The 25,958-nt window shown below is 32.2% G+C and carries 27 protein-coding genes; 7 read left to right on the top strand and 20 right to left on the bottom strand.

Translation table 11 applies throughout. The features are described from left to right. Nucleotides 1-3: 3 nt before the first annotated feature. The gene (locus MHM83_RS00110) at nt 4-387 is read left to right on the top strand and encodes a DUF423 domain-containing protein (RefSeq protein WP_125343326.1); all 384 of its coding nucleotides are present in this window, start codon (nt 4-6) and stop codon (nt 385-387) included. A gap of 42 nt (nt 388-429) precedes the next feature. Here the strand turns inward: MHM83_RS00110 and MHM83_RS00115 are convergent, their stop codons facing one another. The 6 genes from MHM83_RS00115 to MHM83_RS00140 all read right to left on the bottom strand — a co-directional run bounded on the left by MHM83_RS00115 (nt 430) and on the right by MHM83_RS00140 (nt 6,879). Continuing rightward, complete coding sequence (locus MHM83_RS00115) at nt 430-1,920, bottom strand: M48 family metallopeptidase (RefSeq protein WP_125343325.1); 1,491 nt, start codon at nt 1,918-1,920, stop codon at nt 430-432. Between the two features lie 13 nt (nt 1,921-1,933). Further along, nucleotides 1,934-3,094 (bottom strand): DUF6882 domain-containing protein, encoded by a 1,161-nt coding sequence (locus MHM83_RS00120; protein WP_196781605.1) that lies wholly within the window; start codon nt 3,092-3,094, stop codon nt 1,934-1,936. A gap of 20 nt (nt 3,095-3,114) precedes the next feature. Beyond that, the gene (locus MHM83_RS00125; RefSeq protein ID WP_159616530.1) at nt 3,115-3,756 is read right to left on the bottom strand and encodes a hypothetical protein; all 642 of its coding nucleotides are present in this window, start codon (nt 3,754-3,756) and stop codon (nt 3,115-3,117) included. A gap of 33 nt (nt 3,757-3,789) precedes the next feature. Then, nucleotides 3,790-4,200, bottom strand: a complete 411-nt coding sequence (locus tag MHM83_RS00130) for a hypothetical protein (RefSeq protein WP_073181980.1) — start codon at nt 4,198-4,200, stop codon at nt 3,790-3,792. Nucleotides 4,201-4,292: 92 nt separating this feature from the next. Then, on the bottom strand, nt 4,293-5,042 hold the full coding sequence (locus tag MHM83_RS00135) for a LytR/AlgR family response regulator transcription factor (RefSeq protein WP_047790718.1): 750 nt from the start codon (nt 5,040-5,042) through the stop codon (nt 4,293-4,295). Nucleotide 5,043: 1 nt separating this feature from the next. After that, complete coding sequence (locus MHM83_RS00140; RefSeq protein ID WP_167713042.1) at nt 5,044-6,879, bottom strand: tetratricopeptide repeat-containing sensor histidine kinase; 1,836 nt, start codon at nt 6,877-6,879, stop codon at nt 5,044-5,046. Nucleotides 6,880-7,042: 163 nt separating this feature from the next. Between MHM83_RS00140 and MHM83_RS00145 the strand changes: the two genes are divergently transcribed. Beyond that, nucleotides 7,043-7,495, top strand: a complete 453-nt coding sequence (locus MHM83_RS00145; protein WP_167713041.1) for a hypothetical protein — start codon at nt 7,043-7,045, stop codon at nt 7,493-7,495. Nucleotides 7,496-7,566: 71 nt separating this feature from the next. Here MHM83_RS00145 and MHM83_RS00150 read toward each other — a convergent pair whose 3' ends face one another. Then, nucleotides 7,567-8,421 carry an SdiA-regulated domain-containing protein gene (locus MHM83_RS00150; RefSeq protein ID WP_167713039.1) on the bottom strand — a complete coding sequence of 285 codons (855 nt, stop codon included), beginning with the start codon at nt 8,419-8,421 and terminating at the stop codon, nt 7,567-7,569. Between the two features lie 328 nt (nt 8,422-8,749). On the opposite strand from MHM83_RS00150, the gene MHM83_RS00155 reads away from it, so the two are divergent. From MHM83_RS00155 to MHM83_RS00170, 4 genes are read left to right on the top strand one after another with little or no spacing between them, the layout of a single operon-like run. Further along, complete coding sequence (locus MHM83_RS00155; protein ID WP_167713037.1) at nt 8,750-12,088, top strand: toxin VasX; 3,339 nt, start codon at nt 8,750-8,752, stop codon at nt 12,086-12,088. After that, complete coding sequence (locus MHM83_RS00160) at nt 12,081-12,791, top strand: hypothetical protein (RefSeq protein WP_167712333.1); 711 nt, start codon at nt 12,081-12,083, stop codon at nt 12,789-12,791. The genes MHM83_RS00155 and MHM83_RS00160 overlap by 8 nt, the downstream gene beginning before the upstream one ends. Nucleotides 12,792-12,804: 13 nt before the next feature. Continuing rightward, on the top strand, nt 12,805-13,515 hold the full coding sequence (locus MHM83_RS00165; RefSeq protein ID WP_239178085.1) for a hypothetical protein: 711 nt from the start codon (nt 12,805-12,807) through the stop codon (nt 13,513-13,515). Further along, complete coding sequence (locus MHM83_RS00170; RefSeq protein WP_167713035.1) at nt 13,509-13,694, top strand: hypothetical protein; 186 nt, start codon at nt 13,509-13,511, stop codon at nt 13,692-13,694. Before MHM83_RS00165 ends, MHM83_RS00170 begins: the two co-directional genes overlap by 7 nt. Nucleotides 13,695-13,969: 275 nt before the next feature. Here MHM83_RS00170 and MHM83_RS00175 read toward each other — a convergent pair whose 3' ends face one another. The 6 genes from MHM83_RS00175 to MHM83_RS00200 form a co-directional block, all read right to left on the bottom strand. Next, the gene (locus MHM83_RS00175) at nt 13,970-15,673 is read right to left on the bottom strand and encodes an alkaline phosphatase D family protein (RefSeq protein WP_239178086.1); all 1,704 of its coding nucleotides are present in this window, start codon (nt 15,671-15,673) and stop codon (nt 13,970-13,972) included. A gap of 86 nt (nt 15,674-15,759) precedes the next feature. After that, nucleotides 15,760-16,611 carry a TPM domain-containing protein gene (locus MHM83_RS00180; RefSeq protein ID WP_239178087.1) on the bottom strand — a complete coding sequence of 284 codons (852 nt, stop codon included), beginning with the start codon at nt 16,609-16,611 and terminating at the stop codon, nt 15,760-15,762. Between the two features lie 22 nt (nt 16,612-16,633). Further along, the gene (locus tag MHM83_RS00185) at nt 16,634-17,071 is read right to left on the bottom strand and encodes a TPM domain-containing protein (RefSeq protein ID WP_073182014.1); all 438 of its coding nucleotides are present in this window, start codon (nt 17,069-17,071) and stop codon (nt 16,634-16,636) included. 4 nt (nt 17,072-17,075) lie between these two features. Beyond that, complete coding sequence (locus MHM83_RS00190) at nt 17,076-17,672, bottom strand: LemA family protein (RefSeq protein WP_239178088.1); 597 nt, start codon at nt 17,670-17,672, stop codon at nt 17,076-17,078. A gap of 19 nt (nt 17,673-17,691) precedes the next feature. Beyond that, nucleotides 17,692-18,021 carry a MerR family transcriptional regulator gene (locus MHM83_RS00195; protein WP_047790038.1) on the bottom strand — a complete coding sequence of 110 codons (330 nt, stop codon included), beginning with the start codon at nt 18,019-18,021 and terminating at the stop codon, nt 17,692-17,694. A gap of 21 nt (nt 18,022-18,042) precedes the next feature. Continuing rightward, complete coding sequence (locus MHM83_RS00200) at nt 18,043-19,011, bottom strand: M23 family metallopeptidase (RefSeq protein ID WP_047790037.1); 969 nt, start codon at nt 19,009-19,011, stop codon at nt 18,043-18,045. A gap of 153 nt (nt 19,012-19,164) precedes the next feature. Between MHM83_RS00200 and alaS the strand changes: the two genes are divergently transcribed. Further along, entirely contained in the window at nt 19,165-21,780 is a 2,616-nt protein-coding gene (gene alaS / locus MHM83_RS00205) for an alanine--tRNA ligase (protein ID WP_239178089.1), read from the top strand. A gap of 39 nt (nt 21,781-21,819) precedes the next feature. Here the strand turns inward: alaS and MHM83_RS00210 are convergent, their stop codons facing one another. Genes MHM83_RS00210 through MHM83_RS00240 form a run of 7 tightly spaced genes read right to left on the bottom strand, consistent with a single transcriptional unit; the run spans nt 21,820 to nt 25,955 of the window. Beyond that, the gene (locus tag MHM83_RS00210; protein ID WP_239178090.1) at nt 21,820-23,106 is read right to left on the bottom strand and encodes a cryptochrome/photolyase family protein; all 1,287 of its coding nucleotides are present in this window, start codon (nt 23,104-23,106) and stop codon (nt 21,820-21,822) included. Then, the gene (locus MHM83_RS00215) at nt 23,096-23,581 is read right to left on the bottom strand and encodes an SRPBCC family protein (protein ID WP_239178091.1); all 486 of its coding nucleotides are present in this window, start codon (nt 23,579-23,581) and stop codon (nt 23,096-23,098) included. The genes MHM83_RS00210 and MHM83_RS00215 overlap by 11 nt, the downstream gene beginning before the upstream one ends. A gap of 3 nt (nt 23,582-23,584) precedes the next feature. Next, nucleotides 23,585-23,983, bottom strand: a complete 399-nt coding sequence (locus tag MHM83_RS00220; RefSeq protein WP_047790033.1) for a DUF2452 domain-containing protein — start codon at nt 23,981-23,983, stop codon at nt 23,585-23,587. A 3-nt stretch (nt 23,984-23,986) separates the two neighbouring features. Further along, on the bottom strand, nt 23,987-24,529 hold the full coding sequence (locus MHM83_RS00225) for a glutathione peroxidase (protein WP_239178092.1): 543 nt from the start codon (nt 24,527-24,529) through the stop codon (nt 23,987-23,989). A 1-nt stretch (nt 24,530) separates the two neighbouring features. Further along, nucleotides 24,531-25,055 (bottom strand): CIA30 family protein, encoded by a 525-nt coding sequence (locus MHM83_RS00230; RefSeq protein WP_083574769.1) that lies wholly within the window; start codon nt 25,053-25,055, stop codon nt 24,531-24,533. A gap of 10 nt (nt 25,056-25,065) precedes the next feature. Then, complete coding sequence (locus tag MHM83_RS00235; protein WP_167713020.1) at nt 25,066-25,743, bottom strand: SDR family NAD(P)-dependent oxidoreductase; 678 nt, start codon at nt 25,741-25,743, stop codon at nt 25,066-25,068. After that, nucleotides 25,740-25,955, bottom strand: coding sequence for a hypothetical protein (locus MHM83_RS00240; protein ID WP_047790054.1), 216 nt, complete (start codon nt 25,953-25,955; stop codon nt 25,740-25,742). Before MHM83_RS00240 ends, MHM83_RS00235 begins: the two co-directional genes overlap by 4 nt. Nucleotides 25,956-25,958 lie beyond the last annotated feature (3 nt).

Consider the following 25,958-nt stretch of genomic DNA (forward strand, 5'->3'; position numbering starts at 1 on the left):
AACATGACACAACAAATTGTATTAATTACAGGAGCTTTATTTGGTATGCTTGCTGTAATATTTGGAGCTTTTGGAGCACATGCTTTAAAGAAAATTTTAAATGAAGAGCAATTAAAATCATTTGAAACAGGTGTAAAATATCAAATGTATCATGCACTCGTTTTATTATTCGTTGGAAGTTATTTTGACGCACCTAGCTCAGCAGTATATTACGCTTTTCTAATTGGAATTATACTGTTTTCCTTTAGCATTTATGGTTTAGTATTATCTGACGCTAAAGGTAAAAAAATGACCTTTTTAGGTCCTATTACTCCTTTAGGAGGTCTACTACTTATTGTTGGATGGGTTCTTTTAATATATAACATAAGCCAAACCATACACAGTTAAATATATATAGTTTGGCTAGCATGGTAAACAAAAATTATGTTATTAATCAACGCCTTGTGCGTCACTGATAATTCTATCAATAAATTCAGTTTTTATATATAGTTGCTTTGCTAAGTTATATAGCACCTCAACTTCTGAAGCATCTATGCTTCCATCAGCATAAGAAATAATAGATAAATCTCTTAGAATATTTAATTTTTGCATCACAGAAATTACGATATCTAATTCTTTAGCCAAAGCTATAATTTCATCAATAATATCTTGCTCTGTTAATCCTTTAATAGTTAACATACACTGAGCAAAAACCGATGGAGACACCACACTACTCAACGCCTGTATTTCAGAATCATCCACAACGCCATCTGCCTTTGAAATCATATAACCACCTAAGAACATAAAACGTTGAATTTTTTCTGAATGTTCAGTTTCATTTCCTAAGTCTTCTGGCTCCATTAACGACATAATTCGTTGTATTTCTAGCTCCATCGCTTCCTCTGTTATTTCTCCATTAATTTCAGGATTAAATAACTCGTACGTTTTACTCTTATTAAACAGCTCTAAAGCTTTAATACGAAGTGGGCTAAACGGGTGACTGCTATACCAATCTGACGGATCGTGTGTGTCATCATTTAAAACTTCTTCTAAATCTGAAAACTGATTGATATACTCGTTTAGTTTAAAATCTAAAGAATCAGAAGTTACTCCAGACGATAGCTTAAAGAATGTTCTTGCAGCTGCTTCAAAGCTCTTACAACATAATAAACCAGCTCTATCGGCACTAATTTCAGCATTACGATTCCACGCATATAACTTCATCGCGTGAATTGGCGCTAAGTCGTTTGCACCTTCATCTAAAATATGTTTTACTGGATAATTAAAGTGTTCAAACAATACATGCCCTATTTCATGACCAATAACAAAAGCTAGTTCGTCTTTTGTAAAACGTTCTAAAATTCCTGAAGTTAAAATAATATACAGTTTATCTTCATCTGGCGGATAACATGACGCATTGAATTTATCGTTCTGATACACAAAAAACTCAATATCAGCTTTCAATTTTAAAACCTCTTTACAATGTTCTCCAATTTCGTGAAGCACTGGAGCTAACATTTTTGTTAATCGTAAACTTGATTTCAACAAATGTCTTCTCGATTTAAAAACTGGATTGTTTTCTTTTATTCTTTCTAAGGTTTTTTGAATTAACTCATCTTCTTGAAACTCTAAAACATAATCTCGATCACCGTCATATACCAATGCGTTTAAGTCAATATCTGCTCTAGAATTATCATACACCTCTTGAATGTTTTCTGTTACATTTTTAAGGTTTAACTCATTAATTTCTTCAATACGTTTAGTGTATTGTTCTGCTAATTCTTTAGCTACGTTTTGAAAATGAACACTTGCTTGGTGAATTAAATCGTTATCACCGTTCTGTTGTGCAAGATTCAAATCTTCCATCATCTTATTTTGCGCCTGAGTTAATGCGTCTTGATGCTCTTTTTCTAATTCTGATAGTGTGGTAGATTGATACATACTTTTTCTTTTTTTAAGCTCCTACAGGAACTGTTGAGTTAGACAACTTTAATAATCTTCCTTTTAGGTCAAAAATTCCTAAAATTTGATCTTCTCCTTTTTTAGCAACGATATTATTTCCTGATACCTCAACTTCATATCCTTTTTGAACTAAATAGCAAAACAATGCATGCTTATGTTCAAAATCCATACGAGTAGTTGTTTTTGAGAAGTGTGAACAAATTAAAGCAGGAATGTTTATCTCTTTTTCATCAACTATATCCGTATATAATAATACATACACAGTAAGCCCTTTAAAAGGTAATGGTGCATAACAACTTGCCTGATTTACTCCTGTTGCTACGAATGAGAAATAATGTCCTGGATCGTGTTCTGTTTCTATTTTTGAGGAAAGTAAGTCTTCTATTCCATGGCGTTCTCCTAGAGCTTTCATTTGTAATGAAGCTTCTAAAAATTGTTCTGGAATACCGCTTTGTTTATTTGCCCAAGCCCATAACCATGATTTTTCATTGTGAGAGTAGGTTCCTAATACCTGCATTTTAAAAGTTAAATCACCGTAGGTTACCGTTCCCTGAAGCATATCACAAGTCCAAGGTAAATCCTCAACAATATCTGCTAAATTATCTTGCTTTTCAAAAGCTAAAGCTACATATTGATTGTGCAACTGAGGTAAGCTCAACTTTATAGTGTTATCTACCTTCCCTCCTACAATATTATTTGGGTTTTCTGTACTTTCAACACTAGCTTCACTTCCTGCAAATTCTTCTAAATGAGTTTCTAAAAGGTGTACAATTCTTTCTGTTTTTTCTTCCACCTTATCTGCATTCATAATTGGGCTGTGATTAATGGTTAACACCCCATCTACAAAAGTGATTGCTCTTTCTAAATTGTGCTCGTTATTTTCATTAACAATTTTTACTTCTTTTAATCCATTTTTTAGCAATTCTCCCCCAATTTCATCAATGTTTACAGCTTTGATTGCTTCAATTAACGGTTGAAAATATATTTTTGGAAACGTATCATTGTAAAGGTGAGAAAACTTATCTTCTACCAACGTATCCCATGCTATGTTTAATGATACATTAAATCCTGCTTTATTGTTTATTTCCGCTTCTAATGCTGGAAATGATTCGTTTTTAAATGTTTGAACTGCTCTTTTTTCTTTAAGACCCATTTTTTAATAATTTTAGTATTCTACAATATTTCTTCTATCTTTTCAACAAAAAGATGCTCTAACTCTTTTGGTAGAGCTTTGGTAATTTCAATACCAATTTTTAATACATTTCCTTCTTTACTTACCTGCAATTTTTCTGTATTAGTAATAGCTACAGTTTTTATTTCTTTCCATGCAGCTAATCCCATTTCATCCTCTATTATTAATTGTTTTGCTTTTAACAAACTTGCAATAACATCTTTACTATTTAATCGAGCGTTTGCTTCTTGCAATACTGATTTTTCTAACGATAAGTTGATTGTTGCATCTAGCAACGATTCTTGCTCTACAATCCATCTTTTTAATTGTAAAGTACTTATGGGCTCCTCTCCTAACGGGCGACTGATACTTCCTTTAGATAAAGAAACAGCTATTTTTTTAGGGTGTTTAATTCGTAAAACGGATACTTCTTGGAGGTCGAAAAACAATACTTCTTGTTCTTCGGTTTTCATACACACAAATGTTTGGTATTCTTCCTTAGCAACATCAACCACAAAACCTTCTATATAAACTCCATTTTTTAATGACAAAGCAACTTTTAGTTGTTTCTTTTCATTAAACATATCTTGAATTATAGCCGCTGGCGATTGCGCTTTAAATTGATTGATATAATCTGTTTCCATAGCAATTTTTATTTTTTGTTATATCTTATTAGACTATAAGTTGTTTTCTAATAAATCAACAAGTGCATCTGTTCTGTCTTGAACTTTATCTGCGTTTAAAATTGGGCTATGGTTTACTTGTAAAACTCCTTCTTCAAAAGTATAAGCATGCGTTGGGTTGTGGTGATCGTCTTTGTTGGTAATAACCACTTTCTTTAACGATTCTGCTAATGCTTCTTTTCCCATATCATCAGTTGCTATGGCTGAAAAAGCATCAATAAGTGGTTGGAAGTAAATTTTAGGGTAACTATCATCATATAAGTGTAAAAACTTATCTTCAAACATAGTGTCCCACTCTACATCTATTGTTACATCAAAACCTGCTGCATTGTTTATTTGTTCTTTTAATGCAGGATATTTTTCTTCTTGAAAAGCTTTTGTAAATCTTTTTTCTTTAAGTCCCATATGATTGTTTTTTTAAGGTTACTTTCTATTATTTACCTCAAAATTACAGGGAACTTTAGTACTCTTTTAATGAGTTTTATATGTGTTACTTTCTATTTTGTATTCGTATTAAAGTTCTCTAAAAACTGCTTTAAATACGTCTTCTTTCTTGATGATAAAGGAACGTTTTCACCACTTGATAATTTAACTGTATTGGCACTTACCGAAGCTAAATATTTTATATTGATTAAGTGAGATTGGTGTACCCTAGCAAAGGCGTGCGTGCTTAAAATATTTTCATAATACTTTAAGTTTCTAGCACTCATTATTTTTTTATCTGTAGTATAAAAAACGGTATAACTTCCATCAGATTGGCAACGTACAATATCATCTACATGCAAAAAATGTTGCTCTTCAGTAGTTTTAATAAGCAATGTTTTTTGAGCTTCTTTTTTATCTAATTCACTTATTTTATGTAGTGCTTGTGTATATTTTTTATCTTTTTCAAATTCAGTTCTAAAACGACCTATACAAGCATTTAACTCATCAGAATCTATAGGCTTTAATAAATAATCTACCGTATCAAACTTAATTGCTTTTATCGCAAACTCATCGTAAGCTGTGGTAAAAATCATTTTAAAGTTTATGGTTTCTAAAGCTTCTAATATTTGAAAAGCATTTCCACCAATCAACTCAATATCTATAAAAACCAAGTCTAGATTGTTGTTACTTAAAAAATCTATAGCTTCATCTACATTATCAATTTTAGCGACAATTTCTATATCTTTTTGCGTGTATTGCAACAGCTTTGTTAAAGTGTTTAGCGCATTAAACTCATCTTCTATTATAGCAGCCTTTATCATTTTATAACTTTAATTTAAATACAACTTTTGTTCCTGATGGGTTTCCATCATTATCGTGTAAATCTTCTATTGTAAAAGATTTTTCTTCCCCTTTATTTCTTATCTGTAGTCTTTCAATAAAAATATCGGTAGCGTGTAAATCTTTTGCTATTTTTTCTTGACTCTTTTTTTGTTCTCTTCCTACTCCGTTATCTTCTATTTCAAAAAACAGCTCTTGTGCTGTTTTTCGAATATTGAGACTCAATATTCCTCCTGATTTCTTTTCTTTCAAACCATATTCAATAGCATTTTCTACAAAAGGTTGTAATAGCATTGGAGGTACTTTTACTTGTTTTGTATCACAGTTTTCAGAAATATGTATGTGATAACTAAAACTATTGTTAAAGCGTAATTGCTGTGTATCTATATAGTTAGAAATCATAGCTAGTTCTTCTTCTAAACTAATTTCTTCTTTTCGAACATAATCAAAATTTTGTCGAATGAGTTTTGAAAACTTAGCTATATAGTTTGAAGATTTTACTGGGTTTCCTTCTAACGTTATGTTTTGTATCGCCGCTAAGGTGTTGAATATAAAGTGTGGATTCATTTGGGCTCTAAGCAATCGCTGTTCTAATTTAGATGCTTTATTGGCTGCTCTTAATTTATTATTATATCCAATAAACAATGCTATAATTAAAATAAGTACCAACGAAACAATTACACTAATTCCTAACCACCAATTTTGTTTATTTATTTCTTTTTGATGTGTTAACGCTATTTCTTTTTCTTTTATTTTATAGTTTACATTGGCAAAATGAAGTAGTTTTTTATTTTGTTTTTTATTTTTTACCACCTCAATACTATCTCGTATAATTTGATGGTTAAGTGCTACTTCATACTGTTTTTTAAGTATGGCTATTGATATTAATTTATCTCGTATTTCTACTTCTTCTGAAAGGTTGTTTTTACTTTTGTAGATTGACATTGCCTTATTATAATTTACTGCTGCCGAATCTAACCTATTCGTTACCAAAAAAAGGGTTCCTAATCCTTTATACGGAGCTCCGTTAATTGTTTTAATTTTTTGGTTAAGTTTTACTGCTCCTCGTAAGAACTTCTCCGATTCTTCAAAACGTTTTGCTTCCAAATACGTATATCCAATATTATTAAGAACACTTACAATCGTCTTAGGGTCTTTTGCAGACTCACCCAAAGCCAATGCCTCTGAAAATTGTTCTAGGGCTTTGTTATATTGCTTTAACATTAAATAGACACCTGCAATATTACTTTTAATTGCTATAATTGAATTAGGATCATTTGGATCGGTAAATAATTCTTCAGACCTTTTTATGTAAAACAATGCCTGTTCGTAGTCTTTTAATATAAAATGAAGATTGAATAGCTGATTATTTGCCTTGGCTTGTAACCTTGTATTTTTTATTTTTTTTCCTATTTCTAAAGCTTCTAATGCGTACTTCTGAGCCTCCTCTAGCTCATTTAATTTCATACAAGTAGCACTTAATGTTATTAAGCTCCTACCTTTATTATAATCGTCTTTTAGTTTTGTAAATAACCTATACGTTTCTAAATGAATATTTTTAGCCTCTACTAATTTATCGTTTAAGTAAAATAATTCTCCTTTACTAAATAATAATAGCGCTTCGTTTTTAGAATTTTGTTTCTTTTCTAATAAACTATCAATTTTTCTTAACCCTTCATTGGGTTTTTGCTGAGAAATGCTATCAATAGTATATAAATATTCTTGTAGTTTTTTATCTACTTTATTTTTCGTACAAGCTGCAAAAAAAACACAAATACTAATAGCGTATAAAAAGTTGGTTCTGGTTACCAAAAACATTTTCTGTAAAAAATTAAGCAACTAAAGTAGTTATATATTTTTATTCTGCCTTCATCTCATTCACTTTAACAAAGCACTTATAAAATTAACATCTACGCATACAAAACATTTATAAAACAAAAATCTATTTTCTAAGATATTTGACTAAAATAAAATGATAAAAATGAGTACAGTTGAAACTATAGAAGAAGTTATTAAAACAGGATCTTGTGATTTAACAAGTTTTGAAAAGATTGAAGAGATTTCTAAACCTAAAGTTAGTATTGATGGAGCCTACTTATTAATTTATAATTGGCCAGATGATCCTAGTGGTGCTAATACTACTATTCACGTTGATCTTACTTATTTGTTTATACATAACAACCAGGAATACAAAGCTATTACAAGAACTAAATTTTATGATTTTGATGTTGCTAAGTTTGAAAACTTACCTAAAAAATACTTTATAACCGAATATCATAAATTGGTAGAGCAGGCTTTAATGTTATCTAAACAAACAATAGAAGAGAAGCTTGAAGAACCTTTAAGCTCTGTTATTCCGTTTAGTTTTAGTCGAGAAGACTCCATTTTATTGGCTATAAATGCGGGTTATTCTAGGCAAATAGATTACGTGTAAGTATTTAAAAAAATACAATTCCCCTCCCCTTTTTCAGTTATCATTGCACATAGCTTTGGTAACTGTTTTTTTTAATCTTTTATTACAAATTCATATAGCTTGCTGTTTCCTCCTTTAGCGGCTTCATCAGTTATGTAAAGCGTTGTATTATTTTTAAAAGTAACCCCTTCTTTTTGAGAAACATGGTTAAATGAATACTCTTTTACATCTCCGCTAAAAAAATCATCTTCTTTAAAATTGGCATATACTAATACGGATTGATGTGTTAACAAAACTACTTTTTGTTTATCAGGAGATATTGCTGCTGCTGTAATTGCACAATGTAAAGCATCGCAGTTTGTATACTCGGAAATATATTTAGCAGTATACTCTCCTTTTGTTGCCGGAACTTTATACAACATTGTTTTACCTTGCTTATTTTTAACCCTACTTTTGGTAAAAATATACAGAAACCCATCTTTATAAATTAACGATTCTGCATCAAAAAAACGGTCTTTCTTTTTGGGCGGAAACTTAGTTTGATTGGGATATGAAAATTGTATTTTTTCTACCTCAACATTGTCTCCTTTTAGCAATTCTTCTTCCTTAATTTTTAGAATTACTAAGTTCTTTCTTTTGTTATTATTGTTACCAAAATCGGCGATGTATATGTTTCCATTGGTATCAGAAGTTATGTCTTCCCAATCGTGATTTTTTACTGCTAATGCTCTTTTTTGTAAAATTTTCCCTTGCGTACTAACTTTAAATAATTCCGCTGCATTACCACTGTCGTTATGCATCCATAGTACATTTAAGTCGTTACTTTTCTCTACTCCAGAAACTTCTTTTAAATCTTCCGATAAGTACGATACTAGCTTCAGTTGCCCATAATTGGTACAGCTGGTAATTAATAAAATGGTTAATAATAAAAGAACTAGCTTTTTCATATCATAAGTTTTGTAGCTGTAAAAATAAAAAGATTTATGTTAAAATTCTTTCTTCCGTCCGAAACACCTCATCTCTTTATAACACATGAATTCCTTTAACAAAAACAACATTATTTATAAAAAAACAAACTTTTTTTGATTAATAAACTTTCTATCTATACATTTGAAACATCAAAAGAGTACTTATTTAAAAAATTGCTAGCGTGCTTTTTTGAAAAATTGTAATCCAAAAAAAATATTCTCCCCCTGTGCTATGCTGTAGCTATTATTGCTATGGTCATGTTTTTGCTATGCAAAAAACATGAAAAAAAAAAGAAAATAATAAATTATGAAAGAAAACATTGCATTAGAAAAAACGCAACAAAAAGACTCCTGTCAAAAAATTACTACCTACAGTTTTACTGCTCATTACAATGAAATTAGCAGTAAAGAACAACCCTCAATTATAACGGAACCACAAGGTGTTAGATTACACTTTTTACGTTTTGGCTTGTTTGACTATAATGTAGACCATAAAACATCTACCTATCATTCACCTGACACACAAGAGTTTTATAATAGTATCTTTTTAGATCAAAATAAAAAACCGGCAATTGGTAAAGTAGTTAAAGAAAAAGAAACTAACAATACTACAAAAAACCACAATACTCAAAAAGTTACAATTCCTTTAGGTGAGGTAGTTCTTGAAAACACAATTAAACTCCCCAAACTTGAGAATTTTTATATAGCTAGAACCCCATTACGTTCAGGGTATGTATATATGATTAATGAGAAGAACCCAAAAGATGATTTTAAAGAATTTAAAGTTGATGAGTTTGGGATGTTTGAAGAAATTGAATGGGAAAGAAATAAAGAAGATGGAAAATATCTAGATATTCGTAAAGCTACAGGAAAAAAGTTAATGTATAAAATACTCCAATCTAACGAGCAAACATATTGTTTAGCTTATTCACCTGTACAATGGAGTGTTAAATACGTTAATGAAATTTTAACCAGTGCCGAAAAAAGAGCCGAACAATGTACCACTAAATTTGTGTGCAAAGGACTGCCCAAAAACAAAGAATCGAAAGATGCAGCTGTAACACATTATAAAGAAACCAGTATTGTTGTGCCTAATAGTCATCCTATGGCTCACAAATACAAAGATATTTTATACAGTATTGCAGCAGATGAAAAGCAACAAGAAAAAAGTGGAGATAACGAGTTACTTGAAGACCTCTTTATTACCTTAACTGACCCCATTGGTTGTGTCAATGATATTTGTTTTGGGGTACAAAGAGAAGTAACTAGACTCAAATCTATTGTTGCTGCATTAGAAACAGGAAACACAACAGAAAACGTTTTTAATCACTTATATTATAAGAAGAGTTTAACCAAACATTCAGAAAAACACATAAAGCAACATGTGTATTTACATCGTTTAGCACAAGCAACATATGATTTTGTATATAATGATAAAAAAAATATAGAAACATACGATTCTACTGATATTCCACTTTATGGTATTCCTTCATTAGGTAGAATTTTGCAAAAAATATCAACCGATAAAGAAGGTGTTAAGCGAGAGAAAGTAGAAAAAATATTAGCCGTTAAAGAACGTAAAGAACAACGAGAGATAATAAATAATTATCGAAACGATTTAGGTAATGTAATGCTTGCTGATTCTTATCAAAAAGCTAAAAAAAACTATTCTAATAGTATTGTTGATGTAATTGAAGATGGTAAAGAATTAACATTAGACCATTTTATTGTTTTAGGTGAATACCCTAATATTTATGACAATCATTTAGATTTGAATACAGTATTTAAACCTAACAAAGACAAATGGTTAAACTATATTAATAAAACGCTAGAAGATAAACCCGAAGTTTTTAAAAGCTCTGTAGAGTTACTCGAAAAAACAATTGATATTCATAACATGGCAAGGTTAAGCCTCGTAGGTAAAACATCAAGTGTTATGCGTAAAATGTTTAAAGCTTATGCTAAACACGGAGATTTTGAGCCTGGTTATGTTTCAAAAAAAATAAGTGGTAGAATTTCTTATTTTAGAAACAAAGGTGTACCAACATTTGTATTTAAACCTATTGCACAGTTTGACGAATTTCTTGTAAAAGAAGGTAAAGAACTTGCAAACAAACTCAATGGAGTAGATGTTAATCTTAAAAGGCACAAAAATAGTTGGCATTTAGAGTATGAACAGCGAATGAACCTTAAAACTACCGAACAATTTATAAAAGACGGTAAAGTAACCATAAACCTTAAAAACTTACCTAAACGCTTTGAAGCAGAAGCGATACGATTTAATGAATCAGGGGCACTAGCAGGTGTTATTTTAGTGGTAGAAAGTTTCTTTTTAATGGAAGCCATTAATAAATGGAGACAAGATAAAAGTGATGCTAATTTCAATAAACTAATTTTGTCAAGTGTTAAACTATCTGCTGCTTTAGGACGCCTTGCTAAAGATACTAAAGTATATGAAAAGGTATTAATTGGAAGAGAAGCTAAAATATTTAAAGTAACCGTAAGTGGCTTAACCATAGTAAGTTCATTTATCAGTGTTTTTAAAGGTTCTGCAAAAACTTATAATTCGTTTGTAAATCGTGATTATGATGCAATGCTTGTTAACTCGGGTATTGTAGGGCTTTCAGGAGTGTTTTTAGCGGCAGATATTTCTGCGGCTGTTGTAGAACTTGGCTTTTCAGGTTTTTTCGCTTTAGGTTTTGTGCCGGCACTTTTAATTGGTGGAGGAATTTTATTATTAGTGTATCTAAATCAAAAATATTTTACCGATACACAATTAGAGGCCTATTTTAAAAACTTTCCGTTAAGCGATTACACGCTGTTGCCAAAATACAATGAACTTTCTTATGATTACAAGCAACGCCTATTGGGTAATATTGAAAATGCTATTACGGGTGACCCTAATAAATACCAACAATTTAAAGACCTTGAAGTTGCTTTTGTAGAGTTAAGCGATTTATTTTTTGGTATGGTTATTCAGCGAGAAGCATTAGTATCACATGAAGAAGTAGAACGTATTATAAACAGACATTATAACTCAAAAGCAGATATCTTTAGTATTTTTTGCAATACTTTTAAAGCCAATATTTTTACAACAAGCGTTGTACAAAGCCCTGATGATTTAGATGTTAAAGCTTGGTATTATCCTTATGGTATTAAGGCTAATGGCAAGCGTGTTGAAATTGATACATTTCTCTTCGATTTTCCTAAACCTGACCCTTACAACTTTAGAAAAAACCAACCCATACCCAAATGTACTATCGAATTTCAAGTACCACAGGCATATCGTTATTACCCAAATAATAATAGTTATTTTTATTTTGGTGGGCATGAATATGCCAATGCAGAAATTTTATTAGCAGTTCGTGTAATAAACGATGTAGCAACGAATGATTATAGTCCTGCACCACTTAAAAACAAAGCACGTTATAAATTTATACATTTTACTATTGCGCAACAAGATATGGCTATTATGGTCAATACCTATAAATGGCTAAGTTATAAAACACACTTTGCACCCCATAAAAATAATAATACAAGCGTTAAACCGAATATACTAACTCACGAACAAGTTGCACATAAAAATACTATTTTTGAATTAGAATATTTACATCATATACATACTTACACCCCTAAAAATGAGTAAACATCACCAACCTTTTAAAATTTTAACTCAACCTACTTTGGTAAATGTAGAAAGAGTATATCCTAGTAGAAAATATGTTATTAAAGAAGCTAACGATAAGTTTTATAGAACAGATGAAATGACGTTACCAAAAGTATATGGTTTTTTTGGGTTACTTGGTATATTTATAGGTTCTTTTGGTTTAACTCTTAAAACTATTAGCTTTGGAAGCTATATTGCATATTATTCTCTAATTTTAATAGGTTCCTTTTTATTTATTTATCGTCTTACAGTTAAAAGCAAACATAAAGAATTGGTATTAGACAGATTAAATGGTACTGTTAGTTACCCCGATTCGTTTTATGGAAAACCTTTACAAGGTAAGTTTTCAGAACTAAAAGCTGTAATCTCTATTAGTGGAGATATTGATGGTGCTCCAGGTGATGAAAAACTAAAGTTTGTAAATACCTTTAGACCTCGAAAAATAGATATTTTACGTACTATTAGTTACGATGACCCTTACCAAGAATGGAGCTTGTATGTCTGGTATATGGATAAAAACCGCCCCTTGCCACCGGGTACTGCTTTTGACCCATACAGACAACAAGACTTTGAGCGCAGAAAAGCATTAGGCTTTCCAAGACCTTTGTATAAAAGTACCATACCAACACCCGAATTTACGAAAGAACAACAAGCAGAGCGTAGGCGCATTGCAGGATGGTAAATAGTTGTAAAAAATGAGTAAACACCACCAACCTTTTAAAATTTTAACTCAAGCTACTTTGGTAAATGTAGAAGATGTTTACCCAAACAAAGGAGTGTTAGTTAAAGAAGCTACTGATAAGTTTTATAAAATAAATCAAATGGGACTACCAAAAGTATATGGTTTTTTTGGGTTACTTATACTAGGTTTTGGGTTAGTCCTTTTAAGATATGAACATACTGGATTTTGGGAATATTTTCAAACATATTCCTTAATTTTAATAGGTTCCTTTTTATTTATTTATCGTCTTACAGTTAAAAGCAAACATAAAGAGTTGGTATTAGACAGGTTAAATGGTACGGTTAGTTATCCTGATTTTTTTTATAGCAAACCTTTACAAGGTAAGTTTTCAGAACTAAAAGCTGTAATCTCTATTAGTGGAGATATTGATGGTGCTCCAGGTGATGAAAAACTAAAGTTTGTAAATACCTTTAGACCTCGAAAAATAGATATTTTACGTACTATTAGTTACGATGCCCCTTACCAAGAATGGAGCTTGTATGTCTGGTATATGGATAAAAACCGCCCCTTGCCACCGGGTACTGCTTTTGACCCATACAGACAGCAAGATTTTGAGCGCAGAAAAGCATTAGGCTTTCCAAGACCATTGTATAAAAGTACCATACCAACACCTGAATTTACGAAAGAACAACAAGCGGAGCGTAGGCGCATTGCAGGATGGTAGTTTTTTTTACAAGAATATACTCTCGAAAACTTGTATTACATATTGAAGCGCATACAACACTTTCAGAAAATGAAGCCTACCCAACCTTACTTAATGAGATTGATGTGTTGGCTAAGCAATATAATTTGGTAGTAGATAACAGGTCTAAATCTAGTACTCCAACTACCGAAGAAGTATAACATTAGTTGATTTTGTATTTCTTTTATAGCATACAAAAGGCTCCTGAATAACTCAGGAGCCTTTTAATGTATTGGTAATGCTATGTAAACGTTGTACATTTTGAGTAAAATTTGTCAATTCGAGTGAATTTTGCGGGTAAAAACCCGTAAAATTAGTATCGAGAATAAAACTTTACAACTTAGATTGTTGTTCTCGATACGATTTTCTATCGAAAATCACTCGAACAGACATTCTTTCGGCTAAAAACTTCAAAAATGCACAACAGGTTATGTAATTATAAGGTTACTGTTTTTCCTATACTATTTGAATAGGTTTTGTTGGTAACAGTATCAACAAAGTTCCAGTCTGTTTGTATACCTGCTGCTGTTACTGTAAGTTTCATATAGCCTCTTTGAGAGAAATTACTGTATTGTAAATCGTCTATTAACAAGCCTAAAGCGCCTTCTAATTCTGTTGCAGATGCTCCTAAGTAAGTTTCTAATCCTGGTGATGATACTGAACTTGTAGCTACCTCTACGGCTACTTTTTCTCCAGAATTATCTTTTAAATCGCTATACCACGCATTGTGAGTGTCTCCTGCCAGCACTACTACATTTTTACTTTTAAAGCTCGCTAAAATGCGTTCTCTCTCCATAAAATAGCCATCCCAAGCATCTAAGTTATATGGTAATACGGTTTGTACTCTTGCTTTTTCTTCTGCTGTTAACGTAGGGTCGTTTTGTAAAACTCTTGTTTTAATCGTTACTAATTCTGTTATCGTTTTTTTAAATTGATTAAAAGTTGCTTCACTTGCCCCACCTGTTGCCGATGCTTCTGCCACCACTGTTGCTAACAGTGTTAATAATTCAGCAGGAACTAACATTTTTCCCATTAAAACTTGCTGTCCTATTAGTTGCCATGTACTATTGCTTGCTGCTAATTCACTTTCTAACCATCCTAATTGGGTAGTTCCTAAAAGGGTACGTTGTGGGTTTAACCATGCTTGCTGAAAAGCTGTTGCATCAAACGCTCCTTTTTCATCATAATACGCTGAATATTCTAGCTGCTTATCTCTACCAACAATACGCGTATCTAACATAATTAAATCTATCAAACTTCCAATTTTCAAGTTTCTGTAAATAATTGAATTATCTACCAAATTCGTCATGTTAGGTAAGTATTCGCTATACGCTTTTAAGGCACTTTGTTTTCTTGAACTAAAGCTTCCTTCATTTTCTTGATGGTTTTCCGCTCCGTCTTTATACGCATCGTTAGTTACCTCATGGTCATCCCAAACACAAATAAAAGGTTTGGTTCTGTGCAATTCTTTTAATTGCTCGTCTGAACGGTATTGGCGGTAACGGGTGCGATAATCGTCTAACAAAATAATTTCTCCTTTTGGCTCTGGTGTTCTAAACGAACCGTAAGTGTTCTCTCCGTATTCGTATATGTAGTCTCCTAGGTGGATGACAACATCTGCATCCGATTTTTTTATTTCTTCATATACGTTAAAGTAACCGTAGGCAAAGTTTGCACAAGATGCTACTGCTAGTTTTACTTCACTAATTGATTCGCTAAATGTTAGGGTTTCTCCTATTGGTGATGTTGCTTTATCGTCAACACTTACAAAACGGTAGTATAGTTTTTGTCCTGCATCTAAGTCTTTAATTTCAACAGCTACGGTAAAATCTCTTGAAGCGTCGGTAGTTACTTCTGCTTGACGAACAATGTTTTTAAAATTTTTGTCTTTTGCGAGTTGCCAAACTAAGGCTACTGAAGCGTTTTGCGTGGTGTAACGAGTCCAGATAATAACTTGCGAGTTTGTGGGGTCAAAACTAGCAACTCCTTGCTCAAAGTTTTTTTCTGCTAAGTTATCTGGAATAGGTAGCTCATCAATATCATCATCTTTACAACTAATAAAGTTAGGGACTAAAAGTAGTCCTCCAGTTGCTAATAATGAGTTTTTTAAAAAGCTTCTTCTTTTAATGTTAGTCTTCATACATAGGGGTCTTTTAATTTCCCTGCATAAGTACTATTTCAACGTTGCTTTAACGTTAACTAACCTTTACCAAATAAATGAAGTTACTACCAGCCTCCTGTGGCTCCACCACCACCAAAGCCTCCGCCTCCGAAACCTCCGCCGAAGCCACCTCCGCCACCAAAGCCTCCTGAAGATCCTCCACCGAAGTTTCCTCCGCCAAAACCGCCTCTACCTGCGTTGCTTAAAATAATGGTTTCTAAAATACCTCTTGCTACATGCGATTTTCTGTAGCCTCTTCCTCCACCTCCACGGTTTCCTTTACTTCCGCTTGAGATAATGATAAAGAATACTACCAGAATAATGATAAAAATTATGAAGCTAAAATCTGTTTTTTTAGATTGTTTTCTAGCCCCTTTGTATTCACCACTCATTACTTTAAAAACTGCATCTACTCCACTGTTTAACCCAGCGTAATAGTCTCCTTGTTTAAAATAAGGTATAATGTCGTACTCTATAATTTGTCTAGAAACGTAATCGGTTAATAGGTGCTCGGTTCCATAACCTGTTCGTATCGTTACTTTACGATCATCTTTTGCCAGTAACATGAACACTCCATTGTCTTGCTCTTTGCTTCCTCCTATTCCCCATTCATGTGCCCAATTGGTAGCTAAATACCCTATTTCTTCTCCTTCAGTAGATTTTATAATTGCTACTACTACTTGTGTTGAAGTAGTGTCGGCATATTTAATTAACTTATTTTCTAAGCTTGCTTTTTGACTGGGTGATAAAAGATTTACATAATCGTAAACACTCGTTTGCTCTTTAGGTGTCTCAGGAATTTGAAACCCTTGTGAGAAAAGAGTGTGTCCGCATAAAAATGCAATAAAAAAAAGAACAACTTTTACGTTTTGTAACTTACTTGTTCTTTTATATGATGACGTTATATTTTTTATCATATTTCTTCCTTCTATGAAGGTTTTAGCCTTTTGATATTTCGTTACTTAACTCATCTTCATCATCGGTAGTCCATGGAAAGTGAGCTTGTAATTCTTTTCCTGCTTTTAGCACACCATCTATAATTCCTTGTTTAAAGTTTCCTTGTTTAAATTGGTTTTGGATGGCTTCTTTGGTTGTTTCCCAAAAGTTATCGGGAACTACGTTGTTAATACCTTCATCGCCAAAAATTACAAATTTATGATCGTCAACAGCGATGTACAATAACACACCATTTCGTTGTTGGGTATTAAACATTTTTAGCATTTGAAATACTTCTAGTGCTCGGTCGTAGTGAGAACCTTCCGTAGTTCTCTCTATATGTACACGAATTTCACCAGAAGTATTTCGCTCTGCTTGTCGAATAGCCTGAACGATTTCCTCTTCTTCTTTGGCAGTAAGAAAATCTTCTACGTTAGACATATTGTTAGAATTTAAAATCTACATCAGGCGCATTCTCTGAACCTGCATCAGCCTTGTAACGTGCCATTTCAGTTAAGTTAAACATCCCCGCTAGCAAGTTACCGGGAAACATTTTAATATGCTTGTTATATTTATTAACGCTTTCGTTATAACGATCACGTGCTACGTTAATTCTGTTTTCTGTTCCTTCTAACTGACTTTGTAATTCTAAAAAGTTTTTATTTGCTTTGATATCTGGATAACGCTCTACAGATACTAATAACTTAGATAAAGCTCCGCTTAACCCTGTTTGTGCTTGTTGAAATTGTGCCATTTTCTCTGGCGTTAAATCTCCTGCATTTATATTTACTGAGGTTGCTTTTGCTCTTGCGTTAATTACGTCTGTTAACGTGCTTTTCTCAAAATCGGCAGCTCCTTTTACCGTTTTTACTAAGTTGCCGATTAAGTCGTTTCTTCGTTGGTAAGAACTCTCTACATTAGACCATGTAGTTTTGGCGTCTTCTTGGTATGTTACTGCTGTATTATAAAATCCTTTTGCCCATGAATAAATTCCAAATACTAGAACTCCTATAATAATTAAAGGCACTAACCATTTTTTCATAATTCTTGATTTTTTGTAATTATAATTGATTTTTAATTTTAATTAATTCTGCTTTTACAGTTTCTAATCTACTAATAATTTCCTGATTATTTAAGACTCCTTCTGGGTTTTTCTTTAGCTTTTGTTTTGCGCCATCTAAGGTAAAACCTCTTTCTTTTACAAGGTTGTAAATAATTTTAAAGTTTTTTACGTCTTCTTGTGTAAACAATCGATCGCCTTTGGCATTTTTTTTAGGATTGATAATTTCAAACTCTTTATCCCAAAATCGTATAAGTGAACTATTCACCCCAAAAGCTTTAGCAACTTCTCCTATTTTATAATACCGTTTATCGGGTAAGTCTACATACATTTTTCACAGCTTGTTACGTGTTTAGTCATACGACTGACCTTTTTGTTGCGAAGCTTTTTGCATGGCTACAAATTCTTCTGGAGTTAAATCTCCGTAGTAATAGTAAATAGGATTTACAGGTCTACCATTTTTATGTACTTCGTAGTGTAAATGTGGTGCTGCAGAACGTCCTGTATTTCCTACATACCCTATTAAATCACCACGTTTTACTTTTTGTCCTTTCTTGGCAAGTATTTTACTCATGTGAGCATAGACAGTTTCGTAACCATATCCATGGTTTATGTAAACTACTTTACCAAAAGTAGAGCTTCTATGTGCTTTTTTTACAATACCGTTTCCTGATGCAAAAATTGGTGTACCCGTAGGTGCTGTAAAATCCATTCCATTATGCATACGCCACGACTTTAATATAGGGTGCAAACGCATACCATAACCTGATGCCATTCTTTTTAAATCTTGATTTTTTACTGGCTGAATAGCAGGTATTGAAGCCAACATTTTTTCTTTTTCTTTAGCTAGCTCAACAATTTCATCTAACGATTTAGATTGTACTACCATTTGCTTTGATAAAATATCTAACTCTTTTGTTACCTTTTTTACCATTGAGCTATTATCAAAACCATCTAAGTGTTTATACCTATTTACACCACCAAAACCTGCTTTTCGTTGCTCTTCTGGTATTGGACTTGCCTCAAAGTATGTTCTGTAAATATTGTTATCTCTTTCTTGTAAATCGGTTAAGATTTGAGCACTTTCTTCCATTTTTTTAGAAAGCAACTCGTAATGTAATTTTAAGTTTTCTAATTCTCTCTTTTGAGCACGCTCTTTTGGAGACATTAAAAACTGGCTAAAACCTATAAAACCGAAAAAAGCAATTAATAAAAAACTAAGTAGTCCCAAGATAGTTTTCTTATATTTTTCACTTCTTTTAACCTCTATCTTTCTATATGATAAAGTGTCTGGGTCATAATAATATTTTACTTTTGCCATAATGCTAAATGTACTATTTTTGTGCTTTTTAAATGAAGCATCCTAAGGGGATGTACAATTTGAAAACTCACAAATTTACAAAATCTTTTAAAACTTCTTTTTACAAGAGGTTTTTTAAATATATTTTAACAAAACACAGATACCCAGAGTTGTATGAAATCTCAAGATATTAGAGCTAAATTTTTAGATTTTTTTAAATCAAAACAACACGAAATAGTTCCTTCAGCACCTATGGTGTTAAAGAACGATCCTACTTTAATGTTTACCAACGCTGGTATGGTGCCATTTAAAGAGTTTTTCTTAGGAAACTCAACTTCTAAAAATGGTAGAGTTTCTGATAGCCAAAAATGTTTACGTGTTTCTGGTAAACACAACGATTTGGAAGAGGTTGGTTACGATACTTACCACCACACCATGTTTGAGATGCTAGGTAACTGGAGTTTTGGTGATTATTTTAAGAAAGAAGCTATTGCTTGGGCTTGGGAATTATTAACTGAAGTTTACAAAGTAGATAAAGACATTTTGTATGTAACTGTTTTTGAAGGTGACGAGAGTGACGGTACAAAAATGGATCAAGAGGCTTACGATATTTGGAAACAGTACATTGCTGAAGATCGCATCTTAATGGGTAACAAAAAAGATAACTTCTGGGAAATGGGTGAACAAGGTCCTTGTGGTCCGTGTTCTGAGATTCATGTTGATATTCGTTCTGCTGAAGAAAAAGCTAAGGTTGATGGAAAATCGTTAGTAAACGAAGATCATCCTCAGGTTGTTGAAATCTGGAACTTGGTATTCATGCAATACAATCGTAAAGCAGATGGTTCTCTAGTAGAGCTTCCTGCGAAACATATCGATACTGGTATGGGATTTGAACGTTTATGTATGGTGTTACAAGGTGTTCAATCGAACTACGATACTGATGTATTTACTCCTTTAATTCGTGAGATAGAAACAATTACTGGTACTAAGTACGGAAAAGATGAAAAAATTGATATTGCTATTCGTGTAGTTGCTGATCACGTTCGTGCTGTTGCTTTTGCGATTGCAGATGGTCAGTTACCTAGTAATAACGGTGCAGGTTATGTAATACGTAGAATTTTACGTCGTGCTATTCGTTACGGATTTACTTTCTTAAACCAAAAAGAGCCTTTTATTTATAAGTTAGTAGAAACCTTAGCACATCAAATGGGAAGTGCATTCCCTGAAATTAGAAAACAAAATACTTTGGTACACAATGTAATTAAAGAAGAAGAAACTTCTTTCTTGCGTACATTAGATCAAGGATTATTATTATTAGATCAAGTTATTGCAACTACTAATGGTAAAACTGTATCTGGTAAACGTGCTTTTGAATTATATGATACTTACGGATTCCCTCTTGATTTAACGCAGTTAATCGCTCGTGAAAAGGGGTATGAAATTAATGAAGAGGAATTTAATGCTGGTATGAAAGCTCAAAAAGAGCGTTCTCGTGCAGCTTCTGCTAGTGAAACGGGTGATTGGGTTACTTTATTAGATGATGATGTTGAAGAGTTTATCGGGTACGACATATTAACTACTAATGTAAAACTAACTCGCTACAGAAAAGTTAGTACCAAAAAAGGCGGTGACCAATATCAACTGGTATTCAACATGACTCCTTTTTATCCAGAAGGTGGTGGACAAGTTGGTGACAAAGGATATATTGAATCTCCTAATGGTGATATTATTTATGTGCTTGACACCAAAAAAGAGAACAATGTTATCATTCATTTTGCTAAAAATTTACCTAAAAACTTACACGAAACTTTTAAAGCTGTTGTAAATAAAGAACATAGAAGTTTAGCTGCTAGTAATCACTCAGCTACTCACTTATTACACCAAGCGTTACGTACTATTTTAGGAGACCATGTAGAACAAAAAGGTTCATTGGTGAGTCCTGATTATTTACGTTTTGACTTTTCTCACTTTTCTAAAGTAGACAATGATCAACTAGAAGCTGTTGAAGAGTTTGTAAACGCTCGTATTCGTGAAAATCTTCCATTACAAGAGCAAAGAAATATACCAATGCAACAAGCTATTGATGAAGGTGCTGTAGCTTTATTTGGAGAAAAGTATGGAGATAGTGTTCGTACCATCCGTTTTGGACAATCTATGGAATTATGTGGAGGTACGCACGTACAACAAACTAGTGATATTTGGTATTTCAAAATAAAATCGGAAGGTGCTGTTGCTGCAGGAATTAGAAGGATTGAAGCAATTACCAATGTTGCTGTTGGTGATTATTTTGAAGATGTTGAGCGTAACTACGATGCTGTAAAACAATTATTGAAAAACCCTAAAGACGTTGCTAAATCGGTAAGTAGTTTACAAGATGAAAATGCTGCTTTAAAAAAGCAAGTTGAGCAACTATTAAAAGATAAAGCTAAAAACATGAAAGGCGAACTTAAAAACCAATTACAAGAGGTAAATGGAGTTCAGTTTTTAGCAACTAAAGTAGATTTAGACCCAAATAGTATTAAAAACTTATTATTTGAGTTAGGTGGAGAAATTAACAATTTATTTGTAGTTTTTGCTACTGCTCCTTCTGCTGAAAAGGCAATGTTAACTTGTTATATTTCTAAAGAGTTAGCTAATGAAAAAGGCTATGATGCTGGAAAGGTAGTTAGAGAATTAGGAAAACTAATCCACGGTGGTGGTGGTGGACAAAATTTCTTCGCAACCGCTGGTGGTAAAAACCCTGGAGGAATTCCAAAGGCATTAGAGAGAGCAAAAGATTATATCGCTTAATACATACTAAAAAAGGTTCAGAAAATTCTGAACCTTTTTTTATTGTAGTGCTTTTTTATAGGTATTGATCGCTCGTTCTCTCGCAAACTTGTGTTCTACCATAGGTTGTGGGTAAGTTAATTCATCAAAGTCTTTCACCCATTTTCTAACATATTGTAAATCTTTATCAAACTTTTTTAACTGTGATTCTGGGTTAAACACTCTAAAATACGGAGCTGCATCGCAACCCGTACCTGCTGCCCATTGCCAATTCCCGTTATTTGCTGAAAGATCGTAATCCAACAGCTTTTCTGCAAAGTACGCTTCTCCCCAACGCCAATCTATTAATAAATGCTTACATAAAAACCCAGCAGTAATCATACGCACTCTGTTGTGCATGTATCCTGTTTTATTTAACTCCCGCATGCCTGCATCAACCATGGGATACCCTGTTTTACCTTCACACCATTTTTTAAATTCTTCTTCATTATTTCTCCAAGGAACAGCGTCATACTTTTGTTTGAAGTTTTGAGTAACTACTTTCGGAAAATGATATAAAATCTGCATGAAAAACTCACGCCAGATTAGCTCACTTAAAAAAGTTTGGTTGGTTTTTAAAGCAAATCGAACCATTTTTCGAGTACTTACCAATCCGAAACGTAAATAAGGTGATAAATACGAGGTTTTGTCTTGCGAGGGAAAGTCTCTCACCTCATCATACGAATCCAAACTAGATAGGCTGTATGGTTTTACTTTAATCGTACTTTCTTCAAAACCTATGAAAGCTAATGATGGAAATTCAGATAAAAACTGATAAAAATTAGCAAAGTCTATCGTGAAGTCTTGCGTATCTTTCTTTTCTGAGAAGTTTTGTAACCACTTGTTTTTATAAGGTGTGAAAACTGTATACGGAGTTCCATCGTTCTTTACAACTTCGTTTTCTTCAAAAATTACTTGATCTTTAAAAGCATTAAATATTATTCCTTTTGACACTAAAAAGTCTTCTACTTCCTTATCTCTTTTAGTCGCGTAAGGTTCGTAATCTTTATTTGTGTAAACTGCTTCAATTATAAATTCTTCAGTTAGTTTTTTCCAAATTGCTAATGGTTTTCCTTTTTTAACTATTAGAGAAGATTGATGCTTTTTCAGCTCTTCATCTAAGTTTTGCAAGGTTTCGTAAATAAAAGTTACTCGAGCATCATTTTTAGGAAGGCTTTCTAAAATATCTTCATCAAAAACAAATAACGGAATTACCTTGTTTCCTGATTGCAGTGCTTCATGTAAACCTTTATTATCTTCTAAACGTAAGTCTCGACGAAACCAAAAAATAGATGCTTTATTTTCCATTAAATAATTTTTCTAACGTACTATAGCGATGTTCAAAAATTTCTTTTAACTGCCTTTTTATAAAGGTTGATTGGGCAATATGTCCTAAAAAACCAAAAGGTATCTTGTATGAAATTTTGTCTTTCATTAACGTTTTTCCATTTGGCAACTCTTCAAACCAGTGCTCGTGATGCCACATGCTATAAGGACCAAATCGCTGTTCATCTATAAAAAATTGTTGTTCTTTTACTTGTGTAATTTCAGTAACCCAACTAGACTTAATACCTGGTAAAATTCCTACTTTGTAGGTAATTATTTGTCCTGCATAGGCTTTTTTATCAACCTCTGAAGTAATTTGAAACCCCATATGTGAAGGGGTTATTTTTTGCAAATTTCCTGGAGCACTGAAAAATTCCCATGCTTTTTCTAACCGAACGTTTAATATTTGTTCAGTAGATAAGGTATAAATACCCGAATGCTTTTTAAATAGTACCATTGTTTATTTTACTTTTTTCCAGACTTTGTCTGAGTTAAGTTGAAAACTACCAACAAAATTGAAACCACATTCATTAGGGCTTAATATTGATAAAAATAACGTGTTTTTTTCTTTTCTATACAAATGATAGACCTTACCTACAATTGGCTCAAAGTTAAATTTAGCACTATAAATAAGCTCATTATATTGATACTCTTTTACAAGATTGTTGTATTGTTGTTTTATTTCTTCAAAAGATGCTAAAAATTGAGCGTTTGCCTGGTAAATGTTTTGTTTTTTCCAGCTTATTGAATTACTTTCTTTAATAACTGGTGCTGTAAAATTAGTTGCATATGGTTTTAAATACGCATCATATTCATTTGTTTCCTCATTAAAAACTACATTATCTGGTTTTTTCTTCATTTTTTATATTAATTTGGTAATTTTCTTACTCATTGGTTTGGTTATTGAGTAAAAAACATCAATTAACTTTCCTTCTTCATCTACCAAGTATTTTTGAAAATTCCATTTTACTGAAGAACTCATTTTTCCATTTTTATCTTTTTGTGTTAACCATTGATATAACGGGTGTTGATTTTCTCCTTTAACTTCAATTTTTTCTGTCATAGGAAAATCTACTCCATAGGTTACACTACAAAACGATTGAATTTCTTTTATTGTTCCTGGTTCTTGGCCTCCAAATTGATTACAAGGTAATCCTATGATTACTAATTTATCTTTGTGTTTTGAATACAGTTCTTGCAAACCTTCATACTGATTGGTAAAACCACATTTTGATGCTACATTTACAAATAATATTTTTTTCCCTTTAAACTTGTTAAGGTCTAAGTTTTTTCCATTAATACCTTCAATATTTATGTCGTATAACGATTCTTTAGGAGTTACTGTTTGCGCTTTACCTGATAAACTAAATAGTGCCATGATTAAGAATATTTTTACTGTGTTCATTTTATTGAATTGCTATTTTTATGATTTCTAACGAAAAATCTTCGTCTTTTTTATTTCCTATTAAAATTGCTACCTCTTCTATTTGATTATCAGAGAAATTACCAAAATTTAACTTTCTACCCCTAAAGGTAGGATAAAATCCTGTTAATGGTAATGTAATTTCTTGTTCTTGTGTATTTGTTCTAAATACTTGTACGTATGAGTAACGTTGAGACTCATTTGATTTTAATCGTAGTTGATATTGTTTACCATCTCCTTTTACTTTTAATACAATTTTTGAATGTTGTTTGTTTAAACCTATGGCTATTGGCATTCTCGTCATCGAAAATCCACCATTATTTTCAGTAGATACTTTCCCCGAAAAGATTAAGTTTCCCTTATCATTAATTTTTACAGCTGATGTAGAAATTCCTCCCATCACAGTATCATTAACAACATACCAATTTTGGGTGTTATTATCTTTATCAAAAATTATAATTTCATCATTTAAACACATAAGAAAACTTAAAATTAAAAGCCATTTCATTATTTACTTTTTAAATTTTTATACTTACAATTCCTGCATCTACAGGAATTACTTGTCCAGTAATTGCTGATGCTTCGTCAGACAATAAATAGGTAGCTAAACTAGCTACTTCTTCTGCTTTTAGGTATTTTTTTAATGGGTGTCTGTTCTGCATACTCTCTTGTTGTTTTTCATTTCGTAATAAGCGAGCTGCTAAAGGTGTATCAGTAACCGTAGGAGCAATTGCATTGAATCTAACTTTCGTAGCGTATTCTGCTGCCAACGATTTGGTTAACCCTTCTACTGCTGATTTACTAGTTGCTATGCTTGCATGATAAGGCATTCCTAAAAATGACGCTACCGTACTAAATAACACTACACTTCCATTGTTTTGAGTTAGCAAACTTTCATAAGATTTTAGCGTTTTAATTGCTCCAAGAACGTTAATATCTAAATCAGATTGAAAGTCTTCTAATTTTAATCTTGAAAAGGATTTTAGATTAATGCTTCCGGGACAATAAACTAATCCATGAACTTTTTCTAATTCTGGAAGTTCGTCTTTGGTAACATCGCATGCATAATGTTTTATATTTTCAATATTAGACGGTGCTGTTCTACTAATGTTAATTATTTTATGTGTGTGTTTTAATTTGGTTATTATCGCCTTACCAATACCACTACTACCACCAACTACAACAATTGTTTTCATAATCGTCCTTTTAATCGTTTTTCTACTTTTTGTTTAACAGTTGTTATGCGTTTCATAACATCCATCAACTTTTTATCTTTACTCTTTTTATACACTTCATTAATTGATAAAATAATTTCTTTAGCTTTCCTTGATGCTAAAATTTTTTCATTTCTTGTTTTAAAAGATTTGTAATTTTTCTCAAATTCTAAAGCTTCTTGAAGTAAGTTTATTGT

This window comes from Tenacibaculum sp. Mcav3-52 (genome assembly GCF_022347665.1).
GTDB lineage: Bacteria > Bacteroidota > Bacteroidia > Flavobacteriales > Flavobacteriaceae > Polaribacter > Polaribacter mesophilus.

What these genes read in the sequence shown, in the direction of transcription:
- MHM83_RS00110 (WP_125343326.1), top strand. Translation starts at nt 4, where the DNA reads ATGACACAACAAATTGTATTAATTACAGGAGCTTTATTTGGTATGCTT.
- MHM83_RS00115 (WP_125343325.1), bottom strand. Translation starts at nt 1,920, where the DNA reads ATGTATCAATCTACCACACTATCAGAATTAGAAAAAGAGCATCAAGAC.
- MHM83_RS00120 (WP_196781605.1), bottom strand. Translation starts at nt 3,094, where the DNA reads ATGGGTCTTAAAGAAAAAAGAGCAGTTCAAACATTTAAAAACGAATCA.
- MHM83_RS00125 (WP_159616530.1), bottom strand. Translation starts at nt 3,756, where the DNA reads ATGGAAACAGATTATATCAATCAATTTAAAGCGCAATCGCCAGCGGCT.
- MHM83_RS00130 (WP_073181980.1), bottom strand. Translation starts at nt 4,200, where the DNA reads ATGGGACTTAAAGAAAAAAGATTTACAAAAGCTTTTCAAGAAGAAAAA.
- MHM83_RS00135 (WP_047790718.1), bottom strand. Translation starts at nt 5,042, where the DNA reads ATGATAAAGGCTGCTATAATAGAAGATGAGTTTAATGCGCTAAACACT.
- MHM83_RS00140 (WP_167713042.1), bottom strand. Translation starts at nt 6,879, where the DNA reads ATGTTTTTGGTAACCAGAACCAACTTTTTATACGCTATTAGTATTTGT.
- MHM83_RS00145 (WP_167713041.1), top strand. Translation starts at nt 7,043, where the DNA reads ATGAGTACAGTTGAAACTATAGAAGAAGTTATTAAAACAGGATCTTGT.
- MHM83_RS00150 (WP_167713039.1), bottom strand. Translation starts at nt 8,421, where the DNA reads ATGAAAAAGCTAGTTCTTTTATTATTAACCATTTTATTAATTACCAGC.
- MHM83_RS00155 (WP_167713037.1), top strand. Translation starts at nt 8,750, where the DNA reads ATGAAAGAAAACATTGCATTAGAAAAAACGCAACAAAAAGACTCCTGT.
- MHM83_RS00160 (WP_167712333.1), top strand. Translation starts at nt 12,081, where the DNA reads ATGAGTAAACATCACCAACCTTTTAAAATTTTAACTCAACCTACTTTG.
- MHM83_RS00165 (WP_239178085.1), top strand. Translation starts at nt 12,805, where the DNA reads ATGAGTAAACACCACCAACCTTTTAAAATTTTAACTCAAGCTACTTTG.
- MHM83_RS00170 (WP_167713035.1), top strand. Translation starts at nt 13,509, where the DNA reads ATGGTAGTTTTTTTTACAAGAATATACTCTCGAAAACTTGTATTACAT.
- MHM83_RS00175 (WP_239178086.1), bottom strand. Translation starts at nt 15,673, where the DNA reads ATGAAGACTAACATTAAAAGAAGAAGCTTTTTAAAAAACTCATTATTA.
- MHM83_RS00180 (WP_239178087.1), bottom strand. Translation starts at nt 16,611, where the DNA reads ATGATAAAAAATATAACGTCATCATATAAAAGAACAAGTAAGTTACAA.
- MHM83_RS00185 (WP_073182014.1), bottom strand. Translation starts at nt 17,071, where the DNA reads ATGTCTAACGTAGAAGATTTTCTTACTGCCAAAGAAGAAGAGGAAATC.
- MHM83_RS00190 (WP_239178088.1), bottom strand. Translation starts at nt 17,672, where the DNA reads ATGAAAAAATGGTTAGTGCCTTTAATTATTATAGGAGTTCTAGTATTT.
- MHM83_RS00195 (WP_047790038.1), bottom strand. Translation starts at nt 18,021, where the DNA reads ATGTATGTAGACTTACCCGATAAACGGTATTATAAAATAGGAGAAGTT.
- MHM83_RS00200 (WP_047790037.1), bottom strand. Translation starts at nt 19,011, where the DNA reads ATGGCAAAAGTAAAATATTATTATGACCCAGACACTTTATCATATAGA.
- alaS (WP_239178089.1), top strand. Translation starts at nt 19,165, where the DNA reads ATGAAATCTCAAGATATTAGAGCTAAATTTTTAGATTTTTTTAAATCA.
- MHM83_RS00210 (WP_239178090.1), bottom strand. Translation starts at nt 23,106, where the DNA reads ATGGAAAATAAAGCATCTATTTTTTGGTTTCGTCGAGACTTACGTTTA.
- MHM83_RS00215 (WP_239178091.1), bottom strand. Translation starts at nt 23,581, where the DNA reads ATGGTACTATTTAAAAAGCATTCGGGTATTTATACCTTATCTACTGAA.
- MHM83_RS00220 (WP_047790033.1), bottom strand. Translation starts at nt 23,983, where the DNA reads ATGAAGAAAAAACCAGATAATGTAGTTTTTAATGAGGAAACAAATGAA.
- MHM83_RS00225 (WP_239178092.1), bottom strand. Translation starts at nt 24,529, where the DNA reads ATGAACACAGTAAAAATATTCTTAATCATGGCACTATTTAGTTTATCA.
- MHM83_RS00230 (WP_083574769.1), bottom strand. Translation starts at nt 25,055, where the DNA reads ATGAAATGGCTTTTAATTTTAAGTTTTCTTATGTGTTTAAATGATGAA.
- MHM83_RS00235 (WP_167713020.1), bottom strand. Translation starts at nt 25,743, where the DNA reads ATGAAAACAATTGTTGTAGTTGGTGGTAGTAGTGGTATTGGTAAGGCG.